Origin of the sequence: Peribacillus sp. NPDC097284, assembly GCF_044761765.1 — a bacterium.
Taxonomy (GTDB): Bacteria; Bacillota; Bacilli; order Bacillales; family DSM-1321; genus Peribacillus.
In genome coordinates this window covers 1-25,444 of record NZ_JBIWCZ010000004.1, presented here as the reverse complement: position 1 = coordinate 25,444, position 25,444 = coordinate 1, and the positions used below count along the sequence as shown (strand labels likewise).

Genomic DNA, 25,444 nt, shown 5'->3' with positions numbered 1-25,444 from the left:
ATTGCCATGGAAAACCTATACCTTAAATTGATGTTAGTTCCACTTCACGCTTGGCGCCCTAGCTCTCGTCCATTTTTTAAGGTTACTCTTAACATTCACTTTTTCCCGCGCAGACGAATATAGATAAAAGGGGATTTTGTTAAAATTTAGAGAAGGGATAATTTAAATTAAATGTAAAAGGAAATGCTGTAAATAAATAGAATATACATACTATGGGAAAAATACAGATGTAGGATGGTGCAAATATGGAGGAATTTAACCGGCTCATTAACGCCCAGTTGAAAACGATGGAACGACTTTTATATGTACAATCCGAAATCGAAAGATATCAAGATATAGAGAAAAAATTCCTTGCGAATCAGGAAGAAGATAAAGCGGTCACCGTTCAAGAAGAAATTCAACATAGAAAATTGGAATTGAAGACGATTCATGAAACGTTCGAGCGGCAAACGGAGGATGTCATTCGATGTTATCAACAGGAACAAGCGGCAGTTCAATAAAAACATTGGCTAATTTTCAGATGAGAATGAGGAAAAAGATTGCTTTTTTTAATCTTTTTACACATTTTTACTGTAGATTAGCCTCTTTTGTTTTAAATTTCCGAATAAATCGCTATAATATAGGAATATAGGGTAAATGGAAAAATGTATATAAACGAATCCACACGATTGTAACGGAATAGGGCACAGTACGTTGAAGGTGTCTATAGAAAGTAGGGAGAGATAAATGGGGATTGTTCCTGCTGAAGGAGGAAAAATCCAAATCCAAAGCTATAAACATAATGGACATATCCATCGTATCTGGGAAGAAACCACCGTCTTGAAGGGAACTCAAAACTTGGTGATTGCGGCCAATGACCGAACGATCGTGACGGAATCTGATGGTAGGACCTGGATCACAAGGGAACCGGCGATTTGTTACTTTCATTCAAAGTATTGGTTTAATGTGATTGGCATGTTGAGAGAGGACGGGGTGTATTACTACTGTAATATCAGTTCTCCGTTCACATACGATCCAGAAGCACTGAAATACATTGATTATGACCTGGACATCAAAGTATTCCCAGATATGACGTTTAATTTGCTGGATGAGGATGAATATGAAAGACATTCGAAAGAAATGAATTATCCTGAAGCTATCGATAAAATTTTAAAGCAGAATGTAGACTATCTAATATATATGATTCGCCAGAGAAAGGGACCATTCTCAGCGGAATTCATTGATAGTTGGTATGAACGTTTTTTAACGTATCGATAACAGTGAGATGGCCTGCTGCTAACATTGCAGGCTTTTTCTTTTGCAGATGGTCGGTCGATCAAGGGTAATAGGGTATAGTAAGAAGAGAAAATAGATGAAAATGGAGGGACCCCGTGGGCAGCATTAAGAGATATATGCAATTCGTTAAGCCATATAAATGGCAGATTATCGGGACAGTCTTCATAGGTCTGTTAAAATTCGGAATTCCACTGTTGATTCCTTTATTAAGTAAATATGTTGTGGATGACATCATTAATGGAAATCTGACAACGGAAGAGAAAACCGAACACCTCCTGTGGGCGATGGGCATCATGGTATTCATTTTCGTGGCAATAAGGCCTCCAATTGAATATTACCGACAGTATTTTGCCCAATGGACCGGAACGAAGATTTTATATGATATTCGCAATAATTTATTCACTCATGTACAAAAATTAAGTTTTAAATATTATTCCAATACGAGGGTGGGCGAGGTCATCTCAAGGATGATCACCGATGTCGAGCAAACGAAGAATTTTGTGATTACGGGCCTGATGAACCTTTGGCTCGATATCGCCACCATCGCCATTGTCATTGTGATCATGTTTACGATGGATGTGAAGCTGACGATCGTCTCGATTCTCATGCTGCCTTTTTATGCGTTTTCAATCAAGCATTTCTTCGGCAAGCTTAGGATCTATACGAGAGTACGGTCACAAGCTCTGGCCGATGTGCAGAGTCATCTTCACGAGCGTGTCTCGGGGATGTCTGTCATCAAAAGTTTTGCGATAGAAGACCGCGAGCAGGAACTGTTTGCGAAGCAGAATAAAAATTTCCTCGATAAGGCACTCAAGCATACAAGCTGGAATGCAAAATCGTTTGCCGTCGTGAATACGATTACGGACATTGCCCCATTACTGGTGATTGGCTTTGCCGGATATCAAGTCATACAGGGGCAGCTGACACTCGGAACGATGGTCGCCTTCGTCGGGTTCATAGACAGGCTTTATAATCCTCTACGTCGCGTAGTCAATTCATCGACGACGATGACCCAAACATTGGCTTCCATGGACCGGGTATTCGAGTTCGTGGATGAGAAGTACGATATCGATGATGCCCCGGATTCAAAAGAACTGAAACATGTGGACGGACGGATCACCTTCAAGGATGTCTCGTTTGCTTATGACGAGAAGGAGGCACCTGTTCTAAAACATATCAACCTGGATGTGTTGCCTGGCGAAACCATTGCACTTGTCGGCATGAGTGGTGGGGGAAAATCCTCCATCGTCAGTTTGATTTCCCGGTTCTATGATGTTACGGAAGGGGCCGTTTTACTGGACGGAACCGATATCCGGAACTATCAAGTTCGAAGCTTGCGCGATAAAATTGGGATGGTGCTGCAAGATAACATCTTATTCAGTGAATCTGTGAAGGCCAATATCCTGATGGGGAAACCCGACGCCACTGACGAAGAGGTATTTGCAGCCGCCAAAGCAGCCAACGCCCATGAATTCATTATGGGATTGAAAGAAGGCTATGATACGAAAGTGGGCGAGCGGGGCGTGAAACTTTCAGGTGGCCAAAAGCAACGGGTAGCCATCGCCAGGGTCTTTCTAAAAAACCCACCGATCCTTGTCCTGGATGAAGCAACATCGGCCCTTGACCTGGAAAGTGAACATAATATTCAAGAAGCCCTTGATATATTGGCGAAGGACCGAACCACGATCATCGTGGCGCACCGTCTCTCCACCATCACGCATGCCGATCGAATTGTCCATATCGATAACGGGGAAATAACTGAAATCGGCTCACACGAAGAGCTCATGCAAAAACAAGGTAATTATTATAAACTCTTTCAGGTGCAGCAATTGGATAACTGACATCAAAAAAAGATCATCTCGCTGTTGCGGGATGGTCTTTTTGATCATTGTGGAATACATAGGATGCAGATGAATTTCGGGGCAGAGTATTCTAATAAACTTGTGAAAAATACCATACAATTAGTTAATAAAGAGTATCGAAGGGGAGTTATACAATCATGCAGCGGATAAAATTTATGGTTAGACATTTCCTGAGAGAGCCATTGTGGTTTAAAATTCTAATCTTTGTAACTTTGGTGATTTCCGTTGTTTTTAGCAGTACTCTTTTTTCAGATCATGCTTATTTCAAAGGTTTTGCCAAATTAGCCGCTGCCATCTTCTTTAGTGCCTACGGATTTAATATGAGAAAGAATCTCAAAATTTCGGTTCTTTTCTTTACGTTAGCATGTATATGTCTATTATTATCCATCAAGGCATTATACTGAAACGGCAAAAAGGATAGCTGAGGCAAATAATAGTTGCTTCAGCTATCCTTCTCTTTTTTTCGTATGAATGTTACATTAAGAAACCCTTTTTTCGTGCAAAGGCTTTTTCTTGGTATGAGTCTTTTTCAACAAATACTTTAAATACTCCGGCAAGGCGATTCCGACGATAATCAAGAACATTCCAAACCATTGAAGGGATGTTACGCCTTCTCCAAGGAAGATGACGGAAACGACCATCGCGGAAGGCAATTCTGCGGCACATAGGATCGTCCCCAGGCCGACGCCGACTTTCGGCATACTGACGGCAAAGAAAAAGAAGGGAACCACAACACCAAGTGTACCGAGCAATAGACCGAATTGCCAAAGGTTGGTTTCGACAAGATTGGTGGCAAGCGTTACCGGATTGGTTGTGAATACCGCAGTCAGCATGGCACCTGTCGCAATGAAAAACAAACGTTTCATCGAGGGCTCTTCAACGGCGAACTTAGAGTTGCAGAACATGTAAAGAGCAAAGAGCAAGGCAGACAGAAGCCCGAATAATACCCCCGTCAAACTAAGGGCAGAGAGAGGCTGGCCAAAGATGGCACCTGCAAATAATGTCCCGATAAAGAGCAAGCAGATGGCCAGGACCTTGCTTCGATCTGGACGTCTTTTGTTTATGATGCTTTCAATAAGGACACCAATCCAGGTGAACTGAAATAAAAATACTACGGCAATGGAAGCCGGAAGCTCCGCAACAGCCACCGCGTAGGCTTTTCCGACAAAAGCGGACATCATCCCAGTAATGGCAAGCAAACCGGCATTTTTCCAAGAAATTTTATATTTAAACGAAAAAAGGAACAAAACGGCGACGATCAGCCATCCAATCAAATATTGACTGCCGACTAGGTCCCCGGAAGAATGACCATCCTTGAATCCGAATTTCATCATGGTGGATAATGTGCCGTATGAGATGGAACCAATTAAAACCATTATAGAATACTTCAAAAGTTGCATGTTTTTTCACCCCTAAAAAATAAAAATCGCCACCTGCCTAGATGGCAAGTGACGAACGAAAAAAGGAAATCCTTTTAAAATTCCGTCTCTCAGCAAGTGCTGAGTTTAAACATTATTGTTGAGTTATCTTAGCTTAATTCGTTTGTGAATAAATGTCAATGGGGAATGATATTTTCTATATAGTTAGACTATTCACATATATCAGAGAGAAAATATTGGGAGCCCAACATAAAAGAAGAGACGGTTATCTAGTGAACCGTCTCTCTATTAATCTTCTTCATATTGGATAGACACTTCATTCTCATCTTTATGGAAGGATTGGAAGCTGACAATCAGCTTTTCGAGATGCTCCAATTGTTCGTCATACTCAATGATGTAAGAAATCAATGGAACAAGGCGGGCGGAAAGATGCCCGAGGTCATCATGCATTTCGTCGACTTCGTTTTGTTGCTCAAAGAAGAGGGCAAGAAGGTCTTTGCGGCTGAGGGAACCCTGATCCCAATCATCGATTTCCTCAATGTTTTTGATTTTTTCGATATGCAATAAAATCAGCTGCTCATGCTTACGTATGAGGGAATCAAGATGATGTAAAATCGTCTTCTGGAAGTCTTCAGGCATATGATAGATTTCATTCTCGAATTTATGAATCCTTCTCAAGGTCTCAAACGCCTTTTTCGTCGTGATGATCATTTGACGATACACGACAAGCTTCCTTGATTTAGCTACACTTTTCTTTTTGAAATATTCACGTTCTTCTTTATACATGGAATAGATATGCTCTAAATCAAGCAAATCTTCTTTTAATCTGCTAATATCCTTTTTCAATAAGGTATGTTCTGTAGCATGCCTAGTGCTTATTCGGATCCATTTCAAAATATCTTCTGTCACATCGGTTATGCGCGTATATAGCTTTGCCTCATACTTTGGCGGGATGAAAACGAGATTGACAATAAATGAAGCAATAATCCCAAGTAAGACGGATGAAAGACGCACAAATGCAAAGTTTAAAAATTCTCCTTCTTGGCTTTCCATAATGGCAATAACCGTCACGATGGAAAGTACGATCGTCTTATCCATTTTCAATTTCAGATTTATCGTAATGACTACCATTACGGCCAATCCGATAATGAAAATATCATTACCAAACAATAAAACGAAGGAAATGGCGACTAAGGCACCGATGATATTTCCTTGAATTTGTTCCAGCACCGTCTGGTAAGAACGATAGATGGTGGGCTGGATGGCAAAAATAGCAGCAATCCCAGAAAGGACAGGAGCAGGAAGATTAAGCAGTTCCGAAATATAAAGCGCTAAAACAATCGCTATTCCTGTTTTGAGAATGCGGGCACCAAACTTCATATATAGGTAAATCCTTTCTTTGTGATGTTATTGTTCCTGATAAGAAGCTCTTTCTTTATACAGGATATTCGTAAAGTTGTATTCTAACTTATATGTTAGTACTTTACACTAATTTTTAATGTTGTAAACAAAAAGTAATGGAGCAAAGCAGCCGTAAAAGTAATTATAAGCTTTTTACGGAAGGGAAAAAATGAAGATTTTATGACATATGTAAATGAGGTGCTTTTTTCCCCTGGCTGTGGGGAGTTACAAAGATGGAAAAAGCTAATGTCCTGTAAAAAGACATTAGCTTTTTTATCATCACTCGGTTGATACAGATGGATCTGCTTGTTCCTTAACGGGAACAACTTGAAGGAAGTGGTTTCCCGGATTATGGAGCAAGGCCCCAAGAGAGGCTGCTTCCTCTTCTTGCCCTTGCTCTTTTAAAAGGGCAACGTATTTGCCAAGGAGCTCATTCACGTCCTGAAGTCCTTTTTTGGAAAGGGATTCAATCGACACTTTCGCACCCTTCGCAATCCTTCTTTGGATAACTTCTTTCGTTAGGCCGACTTCCGGCTGAAGCCTTAAATAAACGACACCGCCGGTCATGCCTGCACAAATCCATGGGCCCGGATCCCCTAGAACCAATCCTCTGCCATTTGTCATATACTCAAATGCAAATCCCTTGATGTTCGAGGTTACCGCAATATTGCCATGTTCATTTTCTGGAATCGGCTTTTTCACTAGGCCACCGATAATCATGTCGGCACCTGAAAGCCGGATTCCCGCCCTTGCATCGGCATCACCTTGGGCGATAAGGAGTCCGTGCTGTGCCCCATACCCGAAACCTTTACCGACAGAGCCATTGTAAAGGTTGCCATCTTTTCCTGGTGATTTGAAAATGGCGATATTCCCACCGATTGACGTTTTGCCGATTCCATCCTGGGCTCCGCCATTTACGCTAATGGTGATTCCCTCGGTGTTATAGGCACCAAGGCCATTACCAGGGATGGAACCATCCTGATAGGAAAGATGAATGGGAGGCAGATTCTTATACGAACCATCCAATCTGTTACGGACGCGGTGACACGAAACACGGCTACCAAGGACCCGTTGCTCGGAAGTGATGCCGCTATAACTGCGGGATTGCTGTAATTCTTCAACCTGCGAATCGAGATATTCCGCTCCCACCGCCACCTGTAGGGAACTTTCATTCAAATAAGCTTCTTTTTCCCTATTGGAGAATGGCGTGATATCAAGGTTCTTTAATAAATAGGTCAGATCCAGCGATTGTTGGCCTTTCACTTGCTCAAGCAAATCAGAGCGGCCGACGATATCCTGAAGGTTCTTCACACCTAGTGATCCAGTCAGGGTTTTTAGCTCCTGGCCGAATGCCGTGAACATATTCGTCAATCCTTGAACCGCCAAATCAAATTTTCGAGGAACAAAGCGGCGCAATCCATGTTCTTTTGCCTGTGCTTCCGATTCGATTTGGGTGGCAATCCCGACATGGCATGTATCCAGGTGACAACCGCGGCATGTTGTACAGCCAACGGCAATCATCGATAGGGTACCGAAACCAACGCGGTTGGCCCCGAGCAACATCAATTTCAGGATATCCATCGAGCTTTTCAATCCACCGTCAGCCCAGATTTCGATGTTTTGCCGAATTCCGGATTCAAGCAACGCATTATGGGCGGCTTTTACGCCGATTTCGACAGGCAGACCTACATGTTCAAGGGCATGAATCCGTGCTGCACCCGTTCCGCCGTCAAAGCCGGAAAGCGTGATGATATCGGCGCCGGCTTTGGCAACGCCGACGGCAATCGTTCCAATATTGGGAACAACCGGTACCTTGACGGCCACCTTGGCTTTATCGTTGGCCGTTTTCAGCTCATGGATCATTTGGGCCAAATCTTCAATCGAATATATATCATGGTTATTGGAAGGGGAGATCAAGTCAGAACCAATCGTCGCATTCCGTGCTTCCGCAATTTTTGCCGTAACCTTCGAACCGGGAAGATGTCCGCCTTCACCAGGTTTTGCCCCTTGCCCAATCTTAATTTCCAAGAGATTAGAAGAGTTCAAGAGTTCGGCGTTGACACCGAATCTTCCGGAAGCAATCTGCTGCCCACGTGATTTCGGGTATTTTCCGAGCATATCCTTAATTTCTCCGCCTTCGCCATTCATACTGATCATGCCCAAACGGTCTGCCGCTTCTGCGTACGCTCGGAAAGCTATTTCATTTTGAGAACCGAATGACATGGAGGCGATGACGAAAGGCAACTCCTGATCGCCAATGGATAGACTGACATCTTCGGCTGGGACAGGTGTGTCTGACAACTTAAGTGATGTCAGGTGACGGATTGTCGTCGGGTTTGATTCTTCTTGCTCCGTGATCTTTTCACGATAGGCGTCATAATTTCCCGTGGAAGCGACTTCGCCGATGGATTTCCAAATCCGCGGGAATAGATGAAAGGTTTTACCCATCCGTTCTTTTTCATTATCATAATCTAATGCACGCTGGATGCTATCCTCTTTGATTTTGTCAAAATCATAGTCTAAATGGTTTGCTCCGAAGAAATTGGCCACATTCAAATAAGAGGCAATCTCCTCATGTAACCCAATGCTTGAGAATAGCCGGCCATAGCCGCGCAATTCATGAATCCCGATGGTGGAGATCACTTTTTCCAGTCCTTTAGTCAACGAGTTATATAGATTCATAACGCCTTTCAGGTCCCCGGAAGATAATGAAAGGAACATGAAATAGGGACTGATCAAGTTGGCACCGAGGCCATAGGCAACGATGATATCATGCAGTGACCTTAGGGATGCAGAACGTAACAGGATCGAGCAATCGCGGCGCTTGCCGGAATTGACCAATGCTTGATCGACAGCTGACGTGACAAGATGAGGGTCAAGCCATAGGTTCCCGTTTTGATGAGCAAGGGCATCATCGAGGATGAGCAGCGTTTTCCCGGCATCGACCGATTTTACGGCTTCATCCGTTATCCTTTTTAACGCTTCAGGGATACTCTCCTTTTCTGTAAACGTGCTTGAAATGAAATGTGCCAGTTTTTGATCCTGGTTGTGAAGGACAAATTGATCATAGCTTGGTTGTGAAAGGGTGGAGGAGCATTCATACCCTGTCAGTCCCTCGATTAATAAAGGTGTCAGAAGTTCGGTAACGTGACCGGCCTTCTTTGCTTCAAATAAAGAAGGACGTCTTCCAATAATGGTTCTCGTGGAAAAGTGCTCGGTTTCCCGGTCCCGGTCGATGGCTGGATTGGTTACGACGGCGACGCTTTCCTTAATGAAATCCGAAAGATTGGTCCGCTGTGGATTAAGGGCGGCAAGCGGTGCGTCATGACCCAATGAACGGATGGGTTCTGCACCTTTTTCAGCCATCTGCTCGACTAATTGAACGTGCTCCCTTTCCCAACCGAATGCCTTATATTGTCCGTTATGAATGGCCTGTGGCTGCGTCATGGTGAACACCTTCTCGAAAATTGGTGGCTGCAGGCGAACGAGGTCATCGGAAAGAACAAAACGTTCATTGAAGCGCTCATACACTTTCCCTTGATATTCTTTATAGTTATATAGTTCAATAAGGTCGCCATTCCATTTTAACCCGACCTTTTCCCCTGGTCCCATCGGTCTTGGGTCTCCCGTATATTCTGAAGAGGGGATGATACCAGGCTCGGAAGTGAACATATAGGAAGAAGCCGTCTCGATATTCCAAAGCGGACGTAGGCCTAACGAGTCTACGGAGAATACGGCTTCATCTCCGAATCGGGAGATGATTCCAGCTGGGCCTTGTGCAAAATGCCCCCATGCTTCCCTTAGATACGTATAAAGGTTCTGCAAATGCTCAGGGTATTCCTTGATTTCGTTGATGATTGGCGGAAAAACCAGGTCGATTGCCTCGAATAAAGAGTAGCCGTGACGGCAGATGAATGTTTCAATCGTTTTATTCAAATCCTGGGAATCACTTCCGTCTTTAGCAATCGGAACCCCGATCATTTTGGCTTCATCACGTAATTTGGCAATGGTATTGATTTCGCCGTTGTGTCCAAGGACACTGAATGGCTGCACACGGAAAAAACTTGATAGAGTATTGGTGGAAAAACGGTTATGACCCAGTGTCATAGTTGAGGCTGCAAGGGGGTCGGCAAGATCATGATAGTAGGCAGGGAGTGTATCCCCGGCACCCATTACTTTGTAGATGGCATGATGCTGGCTTAAGGAAGCGACATGAATGTAATCACTATTCTCGATGTCGGACGTCAGCTCGAAAAGGATGTTGGTGAGTTCCTGTTGATTGGTAGTCGTGGATGAACAGGCAATTTGCCAGAACACAGGATCCTCTTGGATGGCAATCGGGCCCAAAGCTTCAGAGCGGTATGCTTTATCCGTTTCAAAAACGAGCGATAGCCCACGTTTCTGCAATTTTTCTTTGACTTCGGTTTTTAATTTGCCTGCATCTGCTTTTCTGCTTAAAAATAGGTGACCGACTATGAAATCGTCTTGATCGACGATGCCGGAATCGATGTTTTCCTTTTCGAGTTTCTTTTTCCAAAGAGCACGTGGAATATCAATATGGATACCGGCGCCATCGCCTTCGCCATTGATGAATCCGCAACGGTGATTCATCTTAACCAGTGCATCAATGCATGCGAAAATGTTCTCATTGGTGGGGATTTTCTTTTTTTCGATACGGGCTACGATACCGCAGGCATCATGTTCTTCTCTATAGAATTCTTTGAATGTAGCAGGTGTCCATTGTTGAGTCATATGTTTGGCGTCAATAAGGATAACCCTTATTTGCTGCCGTTCACCCCCTGTGGCTTTTGATTTTATGAAACGTTCATATTAGTAAACTTGAACAACTGTCCAAGCTTTTTAATTGAATGATATAAAATAGAATAAATGGATATAAATGTATTGGTATCATATCATTTAAATATTCAGAAATCAATTTTTTATACAGTATATTGGATAGGATGGAAAAGTGTGTTTTTTAGAAAAAACTCCGTGAAAGCCAATTTGAAAGTTTAATTTAGCCGATATGAGAAAACCCCAAGATGGATATCCATCTTGGGGTTGAATGGTTGGTGCATATTTATTCTTTTGTCCAGCTTAAATCAAGTTCTTGAATGCATGTTCAACCGCTTTTAAAGTATAAGCGATATCTTCATCCGTATGGGCCGTTGTCAAGAACCAGGCTTCATATTTGGATGGTGCCAAGTTGATTCCTTGATTAAGCATCAGCTTGAAGAATTTACCGAACATTTCGCCGTCCGTATTTTCAGCTTGCTCGTAGTTTTCGATTGTTTCTGTAGTGAAATAGATGGTCAAGGCACCTTTTAGGCGGTTGATGGTAATAGGCACATTATATTGACGAGCGGCTTTAAGAATGCCGTCTTCAAGGAGCTTCCCTAAGCGATCAAGCTCGTCGTAAACGCCTTCTTCCTTCAACACTTCCAAGCAAGCGATCCCGGATAGCATGGAAGCAGGGTTTCCGGCCATCGTTCCTGCTTGATATGCAGGTCCTAATGGTGCGACCGTATCCATGATTTCTTTTTTGCCGCCATAAGCACCGATTGGAAGACCCCCACCGATGATTTTTCCAAGAGCGGTCAAATCGGGTTGAACGCCAAGTAAGTCCTGAGCCCCACCGTACATGAAGCGGAATGCAGTGATGACTTCATCAAAGATGACGAGTGCTCCAGCTTCATGAGATAAGGAAATCACATCTTCCAGGAATCCAGGGTGCGGTTCGACGATGCCGAAGTTGCCGACGATCGGTTCGACCAGGACACCGGCAATTTCGTTGCCCCATTTTTTCAGGGCCTCTTTGAATGGCTCGATATCATTGAAAGGTACCGTGATGACTTCCTGTGCAATGCTTTTTGGGACACCAGCGGAATCCGGTGTTCCAAGTGTGGACGGACCAGAACCTGCAGCAACCAACACAAGGTCGGAGTGACCGTGATAGCAGCCGGCAAACTTGATGATTTTATCGCGACCCGTGTAAGCGCGGGCTACGCGGATGGTGGACATGACGGATTCCGTACCAGAATTGGTGAAACGGACTTTATCAAGGCCAGGCATCGCTTCTTTTAACATTTTGGCAAAGGTGACTTCATGTTTTGTCGGCGTACCGTATAAAACACCTGTTTCTGCAGCCTTTGTGATCGCCTTTGTGATATGGGGGTGTGCATGGCCTGTGATGATCGGGCCGTATGCCGCTAAATAATCGATATACTTGTTGCCATCAACATCCCAGAAATAAGCTCCCTTGGCATGATCCATGGCCACCGGCGAACCGCCGCCCACGGCTTTATAAGAACGGGAAGGACTATTAACCCCACCGACGATATGCTCCAATGCCTCTTTATGTATAATTTCCGAATTAGTAAAATCCAATCTAAAAACCTCCTAAAAATACAAACATAATCACTCCTAATCATAGCACTTTTCCACTTTAAAATCGCTGGGAAATGGGGCCTGACCCCCAAACAAGCAGACCGAACCCCATATATACCAAGCTTTCATGCTTTTTATTTTGTTTGGGAAATAGGGTCTGACCCCCACGGTCTGGTATATTCATAGCAGTAGGCAAGGGGAATGGGAGGGGGATAAGGATGACGAAGCTGATTATTAATGCGGATGATTTTGGGTATTGTAAGGGAATTAATTTGGGGATTGTTGAATGTTTTCAGAATGGTGTCGTGACGTCGGCAACTTTGATGGCCAATATGCCGGGTGCCGAGCATGCGGTAGCGCTGGCTAAGGAAAACCCGAATCTTGGCGTGGGATTCACTTGGTTTTGACCTGCGGCTTTCCAGTGAGAAGCGATGTTCCTTCGCTGGTGAGGGAGGATGGTGCGTTTCATCAACGCGGGGATATGCATAAGTTTGCTGATCCTGCGGATATAGAAAAAGAATTGAACAGCCAAATGGAGAGATTTCTATCATTGGGGCTGGAACCGACTCACATTGATAGCCATCACCATGTTCACGGCTTGGAGAAGGTTTATCCCATCGTTGAAAAGATAGCGAAAGCGCATGGCTTGCCGGTTCGGAAATTGGATGGGGCAATTCATGGTTATCAAGGGGTGAAAAGGACAGAGAAATTGATAACGGATTTCTACGGATCGGACCTGACGACAGGTCATTTAGTTGATATCTTGGATAAAAGTCTATCCTCCGAGACAGTCGAAATCATGTGCCATCCCGGGTATATAGACGAATCGATACTAAACGGAAGCTCCTACGCCCTGCCACGTGTAAAGGAAATGGCCATCCTGACAGACCCATTGATCCAAAAAGCCATAGCCGTGCGTGACATCGAACTAGTCTCCTATAAAGAGTTGGGAAATAGGGTCTGACCCCCAATCCAAAAAGCTGTAACCCTTGATGGTACAGCTTTTTGGATGAATTATTTCGTTTGGGAAATGGGGTCTGACCCCAAAGTTTCACTTATGAAGGACATTATATCTAGGATGGTGCTTGGGTTTTCGATGTTGAAGGTTTGGCGTTTGATTTCGCCTTGGGCCTGGTAGTAGGTTGCGTGTCCTGTTCCTTTTTCTTCATTAATATGTAAATGAAAGCTTAGTGGGGTATTTTCGATGGAGCCGGACGAATCCCTTTGGACGATCTGGCACAATAGTTGGTCGTATTCGTCCTCGTACAAGAAATCATACCGTAATTCCAGTACGATTTTTTCGATTTGCGTGAGCAATAACTTTTTTATATTCATAGCGATTAGTCTCCTTTTTATAGGTAATACATACATCGTCGAAATTCGCCCAACCCAGGATATCCTGAATCCAGGCATTTTTATTGTTTAAAAAGCTGAGGTTGGCTAAACTATTTGATTAGGACAAGGAATATGGAGGAAAATAACATAATGAGCAATGCAATTCAGGTTAATCAATTACGGAAGGAATTCAAGTCGGTTTCAAGCCGTTCCGGATTAAAAGGGGCCTTCCGCGACTTACTTACAAGAAATTATAAAATCGTGCCTGCTGTCAACGATATCAATTTTACTGTAAAAAAGGGTGAGATGGTAGCGTATATCGGGGAAAATGGGGCAGGCAAGTCGACGACGATCAAGATGCTGACGGGGATTTTGGAGCCGACGTCCGGTGATATCATGGTCAATGGCATGAATCCGCATAAAGAACGGGAAAAGTTCACCCAGACCATCGGGGTCGTCTTCGGGCAACGATCGCAGCTTTGGTGGGATATCGCCGTCCAGGAATCCTTCCGGCTGCTGAAAAAAGTATATAAGGTGTCTGATGAACAATATAACGATCATATGGCACATGTAATCAAGACGTTGGATATCGGGCCGTTACTCGATAAGCCGGTGCGTAAGCTGTCCCTTGGCCAGCGGATGCGTTGTGAACTGGCTGCTGCCTTGATACACAATCCACCGTTGCTTTTCCTGGATGAGCCGACAATCGGCCTTGACGTGTTAGTGAAAATGAAAATCCGTGAGTTTCTGAAGGAAATCAATGAAAGATACAACACGACCATCCTTCTGACCACGCATGACTTGGGGGATATCGAGGCCTTGTGCGAGCGGGTGATCATGCTTGATGAAGGTCAAATCATTTATGACGGGGAATTGCAAAGCTTGAAAGATAATTGGGCAGAGGAAAAACAGGTCCACTTCCAATTCATCGAGCCAGTCGAACTGGATGAACTGCAATCCTTGCCGTTATCCTTTCACGTCAATTGGGAGCACGATGAAAAGAATCATGCATACATAGCCGTGTTAAAAGAAGAAAGTGATCATATTTCACAGCTGGTCGCCGCTGTCGTTTCACATTTTAAAATCAAGGACGTCAAAATCCATGAAACGTCCATCGAAGAGATTGTTCGTAATATTTACGAAGAGGGCACGGTCTGACTCTTTCAGAAAAAATGTGTCTACCAAGAAGGGAGAGGACCATGGGAAAGTATCTTGCGATGATTCGCATGCGTTTTTTGATGATGCTTGCGTATCGAACCGATTATTATACCGGTATTTTAATTTATAGCATCAATATTGGTGCTTATTATTTCTTGTGGAATGCAATATATGGAGAGAAAAGTTCCATTGAAGGGTTATCCAGCATGCAGATGACCACCTATGTGGCGGTTGCCTGGATGGCGCGCGCCTTTTATTTTAATAATATTGACCGTGAGATTGCCGATGAGATCAAGGACGGCAAGGTCGCAATCGAGATGATTCGACCTTATAACTATTTAGGGATGAAGACGATGCAAGGCCTGGGTGAGGGGATTTTCCGTTTCTTTTTCTTCTCCATTCCAGGTATGCTGCTCGTCGCCATCATTTTCCCCATCCATTTGCCAAATGAACCGGCAACATGGGGGCTTTTCGGAATTTCCCTGTTATTCAGCTTCATCATCAATACGCAAATCAATTTGCTAACGGGAATCACGACATTTTTCTTATATAATAATGCTGGATTGATCCGGGCAAAACGGGTCATTGTTGATTTGTTTTCAGGCTTGTTATTGCCTATCAGCTTTTATCCAATCTGGGCACAGGACATCATGAAGTTTCTGCCGTTTCAAGGAATCAGCTATGTCCCGAGTATGATTTTCACAAATGGATACGGAACGGGAGACATCGGCATGGCTCTTTTACAGCAATTGATCTGGGTCATCATTCTCGTTATCCCCATCCAGGTTTTATGGATAGTCGCAAAAAAACAGCTGATTATTCAGGGAGGTTGATGGGATGTTTTACGTATCAATGTTTTTTCAATATGTGAGTCAGTATATGAAAACGAGATTGCAGTACCGGGCGGATTTCGTCATCGAGATTCTTTCTGATTTGTTGAACCAAGTCGTGAATCTGGTGTTTATCTTAGTGGTCTTCGGACATACGGAGTTCCTAAGCGGGTGGAGCCGGGATGAAATCATTTTCATATACGGTTTTTTCCTTATCCCGTTTGCACTATTTTCATCCTTTTTCAACATCTGGGATTTCAACGATCGCTACATCGTCAAAGGGGAGATGGACCGGATTTTAACAAGGCCGATTCACAGCCTGTTTCAAGTCATCTTAGAGCGGATTGAGCTTGAATCATTATTTGGAGTCGTGACCGGTTTGATCATCATCTTCTATTCCGGTGTTTCGTTAAACCTGGAACTAACTTGGTATGACCCGATTCTCTTCATCATCTTTGCAATCGGCGGGGCACTCGCGTATGCCGCCATCTTTGTTGCGATTGCAAGCATCGGCTTCTGGTCTGATGCCAAAACGTCCATCATGCCGATGATGTACAACATCGGGAACTACGGGCGCTATCCGGTTGATATTTATAACAAGGTCATCCGCTTTGTTCTGACTTGGGTGCTGCCATTTGCCTTTGTCGGTGTGTATCCCGCTTCCTATTTTCTTAGAAAAGAAGAGTGGTACGCGTATGCATTTGCCACACCTGTTATAGGGGTCGTCTTTTTCATGATCTCGATCTTCATTTGGAATCAGGGTGTGAAAAGGTACCGCGGAGCAGGAAACTAAAAAAAAATCCCTTCAACAATTTTGTTGAAGGGATTTTTTTTGCTTATATGCGTTTGTTTTTTCTCTCGACATATCTAGCTTGTGCTTGGACGTACTGCCGTTTTTCTTCTTCCGTTTCCGGTTGGACCTGTGGAACCGGTATGGGCTTTCCATCTTCATCTATCGCAAGCATCGTTAAAAAAGCGCGGGCGGTGAGTTGCTTTTCGCCAGTCAACAGGTTCTCCCGTTCTACTTTTACGAATACCTCCATTGACGTTCGATGGGCACAGGTGACATAGGCTTCCAAATTGATTGCATCCCCGGTCTTGATGGGGGCCAGGAAGTCAAAGGAGTCGCTTGAAGCGGTTACGACCGGTTTCCGGCAGTGGCGCATCGCTGCAATGCAGGCGATTTTATCCACATAAGCCATCACTTTTCCACCAAAGATGGTATTGTGATGGTTCGTATCAGGTGGAAAAACGAGGTCCGTTAAAAACGTCCGTGACTGTTGAACGGGAATGCCTGTTGTTAAATCAGTCATTTTCCTGTTGGACCAATAGCTTATTCCGGACAACCGTTGCGGCTTCGACCATATTTTTCAGTGAAGCGACGGTTTCTGGAACGCCCCTTGTTTTCAGGCCACAGTCAGGGTTGATCCAAAATTGGTCTTTATCCAGTACCTTGATGCCACGTTCGATCATATCGACCATTTCTTCCACTGCAGGAACGCGAGGGCTATGAATATCATACACACCAAGGCCGATTCCTTTTTCATATGTTTTCTCCTCGAATGCGGAAGCGAGCTCGCCGTGGCTACGGGACGTTTCAATGGAAATCACATCAGCGTCCAGGGAAGAAATGACATCCATGAAGCTATTGAAATCACAATAGCACATATGGGTGTGAATTTGTGTTGTGTCTTCGACGCTCGAAGTGGAAATCAGGAATGAATGGACCGCCCAGTTTAAGTACTCATCACGGTCGCTTTTTTTCAATGGAAGGCCTTCACGCAGGGCTGGTTCATCGACTTGGATCATTTTGATCCCTGCTGATTCCAGTGCCTCTACTTCTTGTTTCAAGGCCAATGCCAATTGATAGCAGATATTTTCCCGTGAAATATCGTCACGGACGAACGACCAGTTCAGAATCGTAACAGGACCGGTCAGCATTCCCTTCACCGTTTTTTTCGTCAAGGCTTGTGCATACACACTTTCTTTGACCGTCATCGGATCGATGAAATGGACATCTCCATAGATGACGGGAGGTTTGACACAGCGGGAGCCGTAAGATTGAACCCAGCCTTTTTCAAGGAAGACGAATCCACCCAATTTATGGCCGAAAAACTCGACCATATCGGTCCGTTCAAACTCCCCGTGCACAAGGACGTCCAATCCGATTTCTTCCTGGATATCAATCCATCTGCTAATCTCCTCGTTCACGAATGCTTCATATTGATCAGCCGTCCATTCACCGCGTTTGAATTTCCCGCGGGCCTGTTTAACTTCCGCGGTCTGCGGAAAGCTTCCAATTGTCGTGGTTGGAAGGAAGGGCAGGTTGAAATACGCCTGTTGTTTTTGATAGCGCTGTTTAAATGGCAGGGTACGGCCATGGGATTGCTGCTTCGCCTGTTCGACAGCGGATTGAACGTCTTTATGGTTTCTGGCCTTTGAATTCTTTAAGGTCTGCCATGCAGCTTTGTTTGCCGCCAGCTTTTCTTCGATTGATTCTAGACCTTCGCTGTTCCCTCTGACCAAAAGCGTGATTTCTTCTAGTTTCTCATCAGCAAAGGCAAGGGCTTCTTTCACTTTGCTGGCCAGTTCTGTCTCGTTTCGAACCGTCACTGGCACGTGTAGCAGGGAGCAGGAAGGTTGAATCCAAATCCGATCTTCGGATACGTGTTTCGTAATGGACTCGACCAACCCGATTTTTTTCGTCAAGTCAGAAAGCCAAATGTTTTTCCCATCAATCACACCGGCCCCAAGTATTTTATCTTTTGGAAAGCCGACTGTTTGAAGATTGCTGAGATTTTTTCCTTTGTCATGGACCAAATCAAGGCCAATTCCTTGAACGGGCAAGTCAATCACTTCTTGGTAGTGCTCTACAGCATCAAAATATGTTTGCAGCATGATGTTCAGGTTGGGGACAGCTTCGTTCAATTTTTCATACAGGTATGTAACAGTTTTCATCTCGTCTTTGGAAAGGGAAGAAACAAGGGAGGGTTCATCGACCTGCACCCACTTCACTCCTTCTTGTTCCAGCTCTCGCAAAATTTTTGTGTATAAAGGCAACAGGCTCAGGATGATGGCCGGAAGATCTTTTTTATCATAGCCTTTTGACAAAGAAATGAATGTGTAAGGTCCGACTATAACCGGCTTCGTATCGATTCCTAGTTTTTCCTTGGCTTCACGGTAAGCAGTAAGTGGCTTGTTTTCTGTCAACGTAAGCTGGGATTGTTTTAGCTCTGGAACGATATAATGATAATTTGTATTGAACCATTTCGTCATTTCGGAAGCGACTTCATCCTTGTTCCCACGGGCCATTGAATAATAAACGGAAAGGGGGACCATGCCGCCTTTATAAGCCGAATAGCGTTCTGGCACCAGGCCGAACATGACGGACATATCGAGCATTTGATCATATAACGTAAAGTCGTTGACCGGGATGATATCGATGCCTTGATCTTTTTGTTTTTGCAAATTGCCTAAACGGATCGCTTCCAATTGCGCCGTGAATTCCGTTTCGTTTAATGTTCCAGCCCAATATGCCTCTAATGTACGTTTCCATTCACGATCTTCACCGATTCGTGGGTACCCTATATTACTACTTTTCAACACATCCATCTCCTTTTAATGAAATAACAACAAAAAAGCATCCCTAACCGTCAAAAGAGAAAGTTAGAAATGCTTAAAATAAAGGGGCACGAAAATACCCCTTATCATTATAAGGTCCCTAACACCTCCCTATCTCCCGTAGGTTAAAACAGTGTTGTCGAAATAGGCAGGTCTCCTGACTCAGGGAACTCTTCCTTAGCACTAAAAGCCTTCCCAATCCAAAAGGACCAGTGGCATCAAACAAAAGCGCTATACATTCCCATTACAGTGGCGGGACCGTGCCGGAATTACACCGGACTTCCCTTTTAATCCTAAAAGCTTAGGAACCTATCTCCACATATGAAATTCATAAAAAACTCCGTCCGCATAAACACGGACACTAAAATTTACAAAATATTATAAAAACTTAACCCATCTTAGCATATCCCGGCCAAATGGGTCAACAAGGAAAAAGTCGGGAAATGGGGTCTGACCCCCACCATGTGGCACGAGAACCCATGCTGTATCTATGTTTTCTTGATGGTGCAGCAGCTGGGAAATAGGGTCTGACCCCTAAAACGAGCATATATTGACTCGCAAAAGAGTATGTATAAGGGAAGTGGGTTGTTTTTGAAATGAGGCGTGGGGGATGACCTTTTATATTTTGATTGTGGGGATTATCTTTTGCATGGTGATGAGCATTCGGACCTTATTTCTTTCTGAGTCGGAGGCAAAGAAGTTTTCTCTTGAAGATATGCTGTGGCTCGGCAATTTATATGCGACATTATTAGTCGGTTTTGCACTGATTTATTTATTATACGAGCTTCAGAATCATTCGGTGATTCTTGATATGGGCAATCGCTTGGATGGAACCTTTTCCGAGCAGCTGAAGACTTCATTTTATTTTAGTGCGATGACGATGTTCTCCGTCGGATATGGGGATATCTCCCCAATCGGCATTGGCCGGATGATCGCGACAATCCAAGCATTCATTGGCTATACGCTTCCTGCGGCATTTGTGATCAGGGCTGTCATCGATTTTGAACAGAAGGAAAGAAAGAACAAGAAATGAAAGTTGTGTTTCTTTCGATTATTGGGTACGCTTACCATGATGAAAGAAATGGAGGGTTTAGAATGACGGTCGAAATTGGAGAAAAAGCACCAGACTTTCAATTACCAGCAAACAACGGAGAACAAGTTACCCTATCAGGATTCAAGGGTAAACACGTTGTATTATATTTTTACCCAAAAGACATGACACCCGGTTGCACGACGGAGGCTTGTGATTTCCGTGATGCTAATGAACAATTCGAAGAGCTTGATGCTGTCATCATAGGCATTAGCCCGGACCCGGTAACACGTCATGAAAAATTCATTGAAAAACATGGGTTGCCTTTCCTGTTGCTTGCTGATGAAAAGCAAGAAGCCGCTGAATTATATGGCGTATGGAAATTGAAAAAGAACTTCGGTAAGGAATACATGGGCATTGAGCGTTCGACTTTCCTGATTGATAAGGAAGGAACGATCGTTAAAGAATGGCGTAAAGTCAAAGTAAAGGGCCACGTCGAAGAAGCGTTGGAAACTCTTCGTGACCTAGAAAAATAAGGTACAGGCTAATGAAGGATGAGCGACTTATCAAGCTTGCCAAGCAGCTGATTCATCATTCACTGAGGCTGCAGGCGAAAGAGCGAGTCTTGATCCGTGGGCCTGTTGCAGCAAAGGCCCTATTGAAGGAACTGATTGACGAAGCCTATAGAATGGGGGCCTATCCTTATGCGGAACTTGAAGATGACGAAATTACCAGTCATCTGCTAAAAGGGAATGTTAAGGAACAGCTCGATACCTTATCAAAATGGAATTATAAGAAATACGAAGATGTGGATGCAGTCATCATCATATCGGGCGATGGAAACGAAGGGCGAGGAGTGAGTGTCCCTCATGAGAGATATCGCCTTCAGGAGGATGCCATGAAAACGTCCACCATGTTCTTCGTCAATAACCGGCGCTGGGTGTTACTGAATTATCCGACCATTGGTTCTGCAAAAAATTCCGGCATGAGCTTTGAGCAGTATGAAGATTTCTTGTTAAACGTGTGCACACTTGATTATCACAAAATGGAAAAGTCCATGAAGCCTCTAAAGGATTGGATGGATCAAACGGATCAAGTTCGGATCATATCGCCGGGGACTGACTTGGCTTTTTCCATTAAAAATATCCCCGCTGTCATTTGCGCTGGTAAAAACAATCTTCCAGATGGTGAAGTGTTCACGGCACCGGTAAAAGACAGTGTCAATGGCACGATTTCCTTCAATACTGCTTCCGCCTATCAAGGAGAGGTATTTGAGGGGATAACCCTTACATTTAAAAAGGGAAAAATCATGAAAGCTTCTTCCAATCAGTCGGACCAAATGAACCGTTTGCTCGATATGGATGAAGGGTCCCGGTACATCGGGGAATTCGCCCTGGGAATCAATCCGTATATCATGGAACCGATGGGTGATATCCTATTCGATGAGAAGATTAGTGGCAGCCTCCATCTTGCCACTGGTCAAGCTTACCAAGAGGCCGATAATGGAAATCAATCATCGTCTCATTGGGACATGGTCTTGATCCAGCGACCCGAATATGGCGGCGGAGCGATCTACTTTGATGATATACTGGTTCGTAAGGACGGTTTATTCGTGCCACGGGAATTATGCGAATTGAATCCAAATCAATTAAAATAAAGCCCTTTTTAATAGGGAGAGGCGTTTGTCCAACTCAAATAGAGGACCCCTGAATATGATTTAGTAAGGGAATACCTCCTCATAGAAAGTTGCGCGGGACATTCAGTGCCCGTGTTTTTTTATGTAAAGAAAAGGAGAGATAATCATGTTAGTATTTTCAACAATCATTCCGAATGAAGACATTCAAAAGAAGATGGCACAAGCATTTCCCGATTTGACATTCATTTATCAAGAAACTTGGGCGGATGAAAAGCTCCAAGAGGCCGAAGTTCTTATTACATATGGAGAAGATTTAACCGATGAAATCATTGAAGAGGCAGTGAACGTGAAATGGATCATGGTCATGAGTGCCGGATTGGAGTTAATGCCTTTTGCCGCCATTGAGAAACGCGGAATCATGGTGACCAACGCTAGGGGCATCCATAAAATCCCGATGGCTGAATATACAATCGGCATGCTTTTACAGTATGAAAAGAAATTAAAACAACTAATTGAGAATGAAGCGGGAGAAATCTGGGACCGGAAGATAGAAGTAGGCGAGTTGAATGGAAAAACGATGCTTATCCTAGGAACGGGGGCAATTGGAGGGGAAGTGGCACGTCTTGCCAAGGCTTTTAGAATGACGACCCTCGGAGTGAATCGTAGTGGGAAAGCCGTCGAACACATCGATCATCTATACGCCCTTACGGAGCTTGAGAGAGCATTGCCTAAAGCGGATTATATCGTAAGCGTCTTGCCTAGTACGGATGAAACGAAGGATTTGTTAAAGAAAGAACATTTTAAGGCAATGAAACGTACAGCCGTCTTCGTGAATATAGGACGGGGAGATCTGTTCAAGGAAGACGTGCTCATAGAGGTCATGCAGGAGCATGAACTCGCTCATGTGATACTGGATGTATTCGAACCTGAACCGCTAGTGAAGGGCCACCCATTCTGGAATATGGAGCAGGTCACGGTAACCCCGCACCTATCAAGCAAAAGCGGCGAATATTTACCAAGGACCTTTTCAATCTTTGAGGAAAACATGAAAGTCTACCTAAAAGACGGAAAGGATTTCATTAATATCATCGACCCTAAAAAGGGATACTAGGACCAACTAGAAAAACAGGAAATAATTAAATGAATGAGGAATAAACTAAGGGTGTAGATATATTGACAAAGCTTGCTTATGGGGAGTACACTATTTATAAACATTACAATGTAATAATTCATACTTAATTAGAAAAAGAGGTGGATGACGGTGTCTGAAGTTCAGTTGAAAGAAGCGTTGGATTCCCTTAAAGATACCGGTGTAAGAATAACTCCTCAACGCCATGCAATTCTTGAGTATTTGATAGACTCCATGTCGCATCCTACTGCTGATGATATTTATAAAGCGTTAGAAGGCAAGTTTCCGAATATGAGTGTGGCTACGGTTTATAACAACCTGCGTGTGTTTCGTGAAGTGGGATTGGTCAAAGAGCTTACCTATGGCGATTCGTCAGCTAGATTTGATTTCGTAACAACGAATCATTATCATGTTATCTGCGAAAGCTGTGGTAAAATCGTCGACTTCGATTATCCTGCATTGGATGAGGTCGAGCACTTTGCAGCACAGGTCACCGGATTCAACGTAAGTCACCATCGGATGGAAATCTATGGGGAATGCACGGATTGTGCAAAGAAAGAAGCGCATTAAAAAAAGTTCCGCCACTTGGTTGGAACTTTTTTTGTTGCAAAAGCACTGTAACTAAAATCCATTTCATTCAGTCGTTCAGGCTTTTGCGATTATATTTTTCGTCGAACTCTTCGCCTTCCAGCTTTTTATCAAGGGTCAGCGTTTCATTGCAATGCATACATATATCGACCCTACCTAATATTTTCGTAGGCTTCCCACAGTTAGGGCAGATAACCTGTACCGACTTTGTGGACAGCATCCCAATCCAAAAGTAAACGCCTGTGCTTGCGATAATGAATAGAAGTCCAAGACCCATGAAGAGCGTCATGACGATAGGGTGCGACTTAAAGAATAGACCGATATACATCACGATAAAGCCAACGAAGATCAAACTTAAAGCAAACGTACGGATTTTATTGATTTTGCTAGAATATTTAGCCATGTTAGACCCTCCTAAAATATAACTTTAACTATAACATAAACTAAGGTTGGAACAAAAAAGAAATAAAGGATACAAATGACTTATGGTTGACCCGAGGAAAAATAGGAAGGAACATCTAGGCTCAGAAAACAGGATTTTTGAAGAGAATTGTCGAATGTAAAAAGAAAAATGGTTTTGGAGGAATTTATAATGGAAGATATCCTTCGCCCGATTTATCAAGAGCGAGCAAGTTTGAAGTCCACATTAGGGATTTTGTTAATAGAAAAAAGGGAGCACAAAAGCCCCATCACTGATACGTTTGATTATGTCCTATTTGTCATCGTGGATGATGCAGAGGAACCTGTATTTTTAAAGCACTATACCTATCAGGATAAGAAAGCGGCTTTACATGTTGTGAAAGAAGAGCAAGTCAAGGAATGGATTTTATTAGGGTCGAATCGTAAAGTCGTGGATTGGATTTATAATGGGAAGATTTTATTCGACCGAAATGAATACCTGGAGCATTTAAAAACCGAAATCCGTGAGTTTCCCTTCTATGGAAGAAAGCTGAAGATGGGAATGGAATTTGCAAAGTTAATTCGTAGGTATAGGGATGGAAAAGACTTTTTTGAGAATGGCCATTACCTGGATGCCTATAACCATATTGTTCACTCGCTACATCATCTAGCCCGATTGGAAATAATAGAACAAGGTTTTCATCCAGAGGTGACGGTTTGGAATCAAGTGAAGCATATGGAACCTGAAATATATAAGTTGTACGAAGAACTGATTAGCAGTGAAGAAACCCTGGAGAAAAGGTTGGAGCTTCTTTTTCTAGCTAGTGAGTTCCTTATTTATTCCCGAACTAATGCCGGTTCTCAACACCTACTGGAAATAATGAATGCTAGAGAAGGATTTTGGACCATAGCGGAGTTAATGGAGCATCCAGAACTAAGTTATTATTCAATCGATCTAGGCGTTCTTTTAGAATACTTAATTGAAAAGAAAGTAGTGGATACCATTATAGTCGAGACCAAAGGGCACGATGTTTATCACCGATTTTATAAAGTTTAAAAAAATATACTAAAAAATCATTTTTAGTATTGACCAATAATAATATAGGTGTTATATTAATACATGTCGCTGCGGGACATCAGCTTTCGCAGCTTCAACGAAGCTTTACGAAATAAAAAAACATCAAAAAAACATGTTGACAACTTAAACGAAAACATGATAAGATGTATAAGTCGCTTACGAAGTAAACGACAACGAAATTGCTCTTTGAAAACTGAACAAAACAAAGCGCCAACGTAAATTTTGAGTGAGCACACACTATAAAAAAGCAAAATGAGCAAGTCAAACATTTCTTCGGAGAGTTTGATCCTGGCTCAGGACGAACGCTGGCGGCGTGCCTAATACATGCAAGTCGAG

At 43.4% G+C, this 25,444-nt stretch carries 20 protein-coding genes, 1 rRNA gene, 1 pseudogene and 1 riboswitch; of the genes and pseudogenes, 14 read left to right on the top strand and 8 right to left on the bottom strand.

What is annotated here, in order from left to right:
* The first annotated feature begins 245 nt into the window (after positions 1–245).
* From ACIQXU_RS10015 to ACIQXU_RS10005, 3 genes are all read left to right on the top strand, one after another.
* The gene (locus tag ACIQXU_RS10015; protein ID WP_402988851.1) at positions 246–500 is read left to right on the top strand and encodes a YgaB family protein; all 255 of its coding nucleotides are present in this window, start codon (positions 246–248) and stop codon (positions 498–500) included.
* Between the two features lie 226 nt (positions 501–726).
* Complete coding sequence (gene ntdP / locus ACIQXU_RS10010) at positions 727–1,257, top strand: nucleoside tri-diphosphate phosphatase (RefSeq protein ID WP_402871408.1); 531 nt, start codon at positions 727–729, stop codon at positions 1,255–1,257.
* 113 nt (positions 1,258–1,370) lie between these two features.
* Entirely contained in the window at positions 1,371–3,116 is a 1,746-nt protein-coding gene (locus ACIQXU_RS10005) for an ABC transporter ATP-binding protein (protein ID WP_402871405.1), read from the top strand.
* Between the two features lie 500 nt (positions 3,117–3,616).
* Here ACIQXU_RS10005 and ACIQXU_RS10000 read toward each other — a convergent pair whose 3' ends face one another.
* The 4 genes from ACIQXU_RS10000 to ACIQXU_RS09985 form a co-directional block, all read right to left on the bottom strand.
* Positions 3,617–4,537, bottom strand: a complete 921-nt coding sequence (locus ACIQXU_RS10000; protein ID WP_402871402.1) for an EamA family transporter — start codon at positions 4,535–4,537, stop codon at positions 3,617–3,619.
* 267 nt (positions 4,538–4,804) lie between these two features.
* Positions 4,805–5,896, bottom strand: a complete 1,092-nt coding sequence (locus ACIQXU_RS09995; protein ID WP_402871399.1) for an FUSC family protein — start codon at positions 5,894–5,896, stop codon at positions 4,805–4,807.
* Between the two features lie 300 nt (positions 5,897–6,196).
* Entirely contained in the window at positions 6,197–10,669 is a 4,473-nt protein-coding gene (locus ACIQXU_RS09990; protein ID WP_402988848.1) for a glutamate synthase-related protein, read from the bottom strand.
* A 345-nt stretch (positions 10,670–11,014) separates the two neighbouring features.
* Positions 11,015–12,304: a glutamate-1-semialdehyde 2,1-aminomutase gene (locus ACIQXU_RS09985; RefSeq protein WP_402959298.1), complete on the bottom strand. Its 1,290-nt coding sequence runs from the start codon at positions 12,302–12,304 to the stop codon at positions 11,015–11,017.
* 218 nt (positions 12,305–12,522) lie between these two features.
* On the opposite strand from ACIQXU_RS09985, the pseudogene chbG reads away from it, so the two are divergent.
* A pseudogene (chbG, locus tag ACIQXU_RS09980) lies at positions 12,523–13,268 on the top strand (chitin disaccharide deacetylase).
* 50 nt (positions 13,269–13,318) lie between these two features.
* Here the strand turns inward: chbG and ACIQXU_RS09975 are convergent.
* Positions 13,319–13,639, bottom strand: coding sequence for a hypothetical protein (locus ACIQXU_RS09975; RefSeq protein WP_402988845.1), 321 nt, complete (start codon positions 13,637–13,639; stop codon positions 13,319–13,321).
* 150 nt (positions 13,640–13,789) lie between these two features.
* Between ACIQXU_RS09975 and ACIQXU_RS09970 the strand changes: the two genes are divergently transcribed.
* Genes ACIQXU_RS09970 through ACIQXU_RS09960 form a run of 3 tightly spaced genes read left to right on the top strand, consistent with a single transcriptional unit; the run spans position 13,790 to position 16,420 of the window.
* Positions 13,790–14,797, top strand: coding sequence for an ABC transporter ATP-binding protein (locus ACIQXU_RS09970; protein ID WP_402988842.1), 1,008 nt, complete (start codon positions 13,790–13,792; stop codon positions 14,795–14,797).
* Between the two features lie 41 nt (positions 14,798–14,838).
* A complete protein-coding gene (locus ACIQXU_RS09965) occupies positions 14,839–15,630 on the top strand; it encodes an ABC transporter permease (RefSeq protein WP_402871388.1) in 792 nt (263 codons plus the stop codon).
* A gap of 4 nt (positions 15,631–15,634) precedes the next feature.
* Positions 15,635–16,420 carry an ABC transporter permease gene (locus tag ACIQXU_RS09960; RefSeq protein WP_402871385.1) on the top strand — a complete coding sequence of 262 codons (786 nt, stop codon included), beginning with the start codon at positions 15,635–15,637 and terminating at the stop codon, positions 16,418–16,420.
* A gap of 43 nt (positions 16,421–16,463) precedes the next feature.
* Here ACIQXU_RS09960 and ACIQXU_RS09955 read toward each other — a convergent pair whose 3' ends face one another.
* Positions 16,464–16,940, bottom strand: coding sequence for an acyl-CoA thioesterase (locus ACIQXU_RS09955; RefSeq protein ID WP_402988839.1), 477 nt, complete (start codon positions 16,938–16,940; stop codon positions 16,464–16,466).
* Positions 16,933–19,239, bottom strand: coding sequence for a 5-methyltetrahydropteroyltriglutamate--homocysteine S-methyltransferase (gene metE, locus ACIQXU_RS09950; protein WP_402988836.1), 2,307 nt, complete (start codon positions 19,237–19,239; stop codon positions 16,933–16,935). The genes ACIQXU_RS09955 and metE overlap by 8 nt, the downstream gene beginning before the upstream one ends.
* A gap of 139 nt (positions 19,240–19,378) precedes the next feature.
* Positions 19,379–19,576, bottom strand: a riboswitch (cobalamin riboswitch).
* A gap of 282 nt (positions 19,577–19,858) precedes the next feature.
* Here metE and ACIQXU_RS09945 point away from each other — a divergent pair.
* The 5 genes from ACIQXU_RS09945 to perR all read left to right on the top strand — a co-directional run bounded on the left by ACIQXU_RS09945 (position 19,859) and on the right by perR (position 23,613).
* Positions 19,859–20,281, top strand: a complete 423-nt coding sequence (locus ACIQXU_RS09945; protein WP_402871377.1) for a potassium channel family protein — start codon at positions 19,859–19,861, stop codon at positions 20,279–20,281.
* A 62-nt stretch (positions 20,282–20,343) separates the two neighbouring features.
* Positions 20,344–20,814: a thioredoxin-dependent thiol peroxidase gene (gene bcp / locus ACIQXU_RS09940; RefSeq protein ID WP_402871374.1), complete on the top strand. Its 471-nt coding sequence runs from the start codon at positions 20,344–20,346 to the stop codon at positions 20,812–20,814.
* A gap of 11 nt (positions 20,815–20,825) precedes the next feature.
* Positions 20,826–21,935: an aminopeptidase gene (locus tag ACIQXU_RS09935; RefSeq protein WP_402988833.1), complete on the top strand. Its 1,110-nt coding sequence runs from the start codon at positions 20,826–20,828 to the stop codon at positions 21,933–21,935.
* Positions 21,936–22,080: 145 nt separating this feature from the next.
* A complete protein-coding gene (locus ACIQXU_RS09930) occupies positions 22,081–23,025 on the top strand; it encodes a D-2-hydroxyacid dehydrogenase (RefSeq protein ID WP_402988830.1) in 945 nt (314 codons plus the stop codon).
* A gap of 144 nt (positions 23,026–23,169) precedes the next feature.
* Positions 23,170–23,613 (top strand): peroxide-responsive transcriptional repressor PerR, encoded by a 444-nt coding sequence (gene perR / locus ACIQXU_RS09925; protein ID WP_402871367.1) that lies wholly within the window; start codon positions 23,170–23,172, stop codon positions 23,611–23,613.
* Between the two features lie 67 nt (positions 23,614–23,680).
* Here the strand turns inward: perR and ACIQXU_RS09920 are convergent, their stop codons facing one another.
* A complete protein-coding gene (locus ACIQXU_RS09920) occupies positions 23,681–24,034 on the bottom strand; it encodes a YgzB family protein (protein ID WP_402871365.1) in 354 nt (117 codons plus the stop codon).
* Positions 24,035–24,223: 189 nt separating this feature from the next.
* Here ACIQXU_RS09920 and ACIQXU_RS09915 point away from each other — a divergent pair, with 189 nt between their 5' ends.
* Both ACIQXU_RS09915 and ACIQXU_RS09910 read left to right on the top strand, forming a co-directional pair.
* The gene (locus ACIQXU_RS09915) at positions 24,224–25,087 is read left to right on the top strand and encodes a nucleotidyltransferase-like protein (protein WP_402988827.1); all 864 of its coding nucleotides are present in this window, start codon (positions 24,224–24,226) and stop codon (positions 25,085–25,087) included.
* Positions 25,088–25,378: 291 nt separating this feature from the next.
* Positions 25,379–25,444: ribosomal RNA gene (locus ACIQXU_RS09910) — 16S ribosomal RNA — on the top strand; the annotation flags it as partial.

Excerpts from the sequence above, each read along its gene's own strand:
- ACIQXU_RS09975 (WP_402988845.1), bottom strand. The coding sequence starts at position 13,639 with ATGAATATAAAAAAGTTATTGCTCACGCAAATCGAAAAAATCGTACTG.
- perR (WP_402871367.1), top strand. The coding sequence starts at position 23,170 with ATGACGGTGTCTGAAGTTCAGTTGAAAGAAGCGTTGGATTCCCTTAAA.
- ACIQXU_RS09935 (WP_402988833.1), top strand. The coding sequence starts at position 20,826 with ATGAAGGATGAGCGACTTATCAAGCTTGCCAAGCAGCTGATTCATCAT.
- ACIQXU_RS09930 (WP_402988830.1), top strand. The coding sequence starts at position 22,081 with ATGTTAGTATTTTCAACAATCATTCCGAATGAAGACATTCAAAAGAAG.
- ACIQXU_RS09945 (WP_402871377.1), top strand. The coding sequence starts at position 19,859 with ATGACCTTTTATATTTTGATTGTGGGGATTATCTTTTGCATGGTGATG.
- ACIQXU_RS09915 (WP_402988827.1), top strand. The coding sequence starts at position 24,224 with ATGGAAGATATCCTTCGCCCGATTTATCAAGAGCGAGCAAGTTTGAAG.
- metE (WP_402988836.1), bottom strand. The coding sequence starts at position 19,239 with ATGGATGTGTTGAAAAGTAGTAATATAGGGTACCCACGAATCGGTGAA.
- ACIQXU_RS09990 (WP_402988848.1), bottom strand. The coding sequence starts at position 10,669 with ATGACTCAACAATGGACACCTGCTACATTCAAAGAATTCTATAGAGAA.
- ACIQXU_RS10000 (WP_402871402.1), bottom strand. The coding sequence starts at position 4,537 with ATGCAACTTTTGAAGTATTCTATAATGGTTTTAATTGGTTCCATCTCA.
- ACIQXU_RS09955 (WP_402988839.1), bottom strand. The coding sequence starts at position 16,940 with ATGACTGATTTAACAACAGGCATTCCCGTTCAACAGTCACGGACGTTT.
- ACIQXU_RS09960 (WP_402871385.1), top strand. The coding sequence starts at position 15,635 with ATGTTTTACGTATCAATGTTTTTTCAATATGTGAGTCAGTATATGAAA.
- ACIQXU_RS09920 (WP_402871365.1), bottom strand. The coding sequence starts at position 24,034 with ATGGCTAAATATTCTAGCAAAATCAATAAAATCCGTACGTTTGCTTTA.
- ACIQXU_RS09970 (WP_402988842.1), top strand. The coding sequence starts at position 13,790 with ATGAGCAATGCAATTCAGGTTAATCAATTACGGAAGGAATTCAAGTCG.
- ACIQXU_RS10015 (WP_402988851.1), top strand. The coding sequence starts at position 246 with ATGGAGGAATTTAACCGGCTCATTAACGCCCAGTTGAAAACGATGGAA.
- bcp (WP_402871374.1), top strand. The coding sequence starts at position 20,344 with ATGACGGTCGAAATTGGAGAAAAAGCACCAGACTTTCAATTACCAGCA.
- ACIQXU_RS09965 (WP_402871388.1), top strand. The coding sequence starts at position 14,839 with ATGGGAAAGTATCTTGCGATGATTCGCATGCGTTTTTTGATGATGCTT.
- ntdP (WP_402871408.1), top strand. The coding sequence starts at position 727 with ATGGGGATTGTTCCTGCTGAAGGAGGAAAAATCCAAATCCAAAGCTAT.
- ACIQXU_RS09995 (WP_402871399.1), bottom strand. The coding sequence starts at position 5,896 with ATGAAGTTTGGTGCCCGCATTCTCAAAACAGGAATAGCGATTGTTTTA.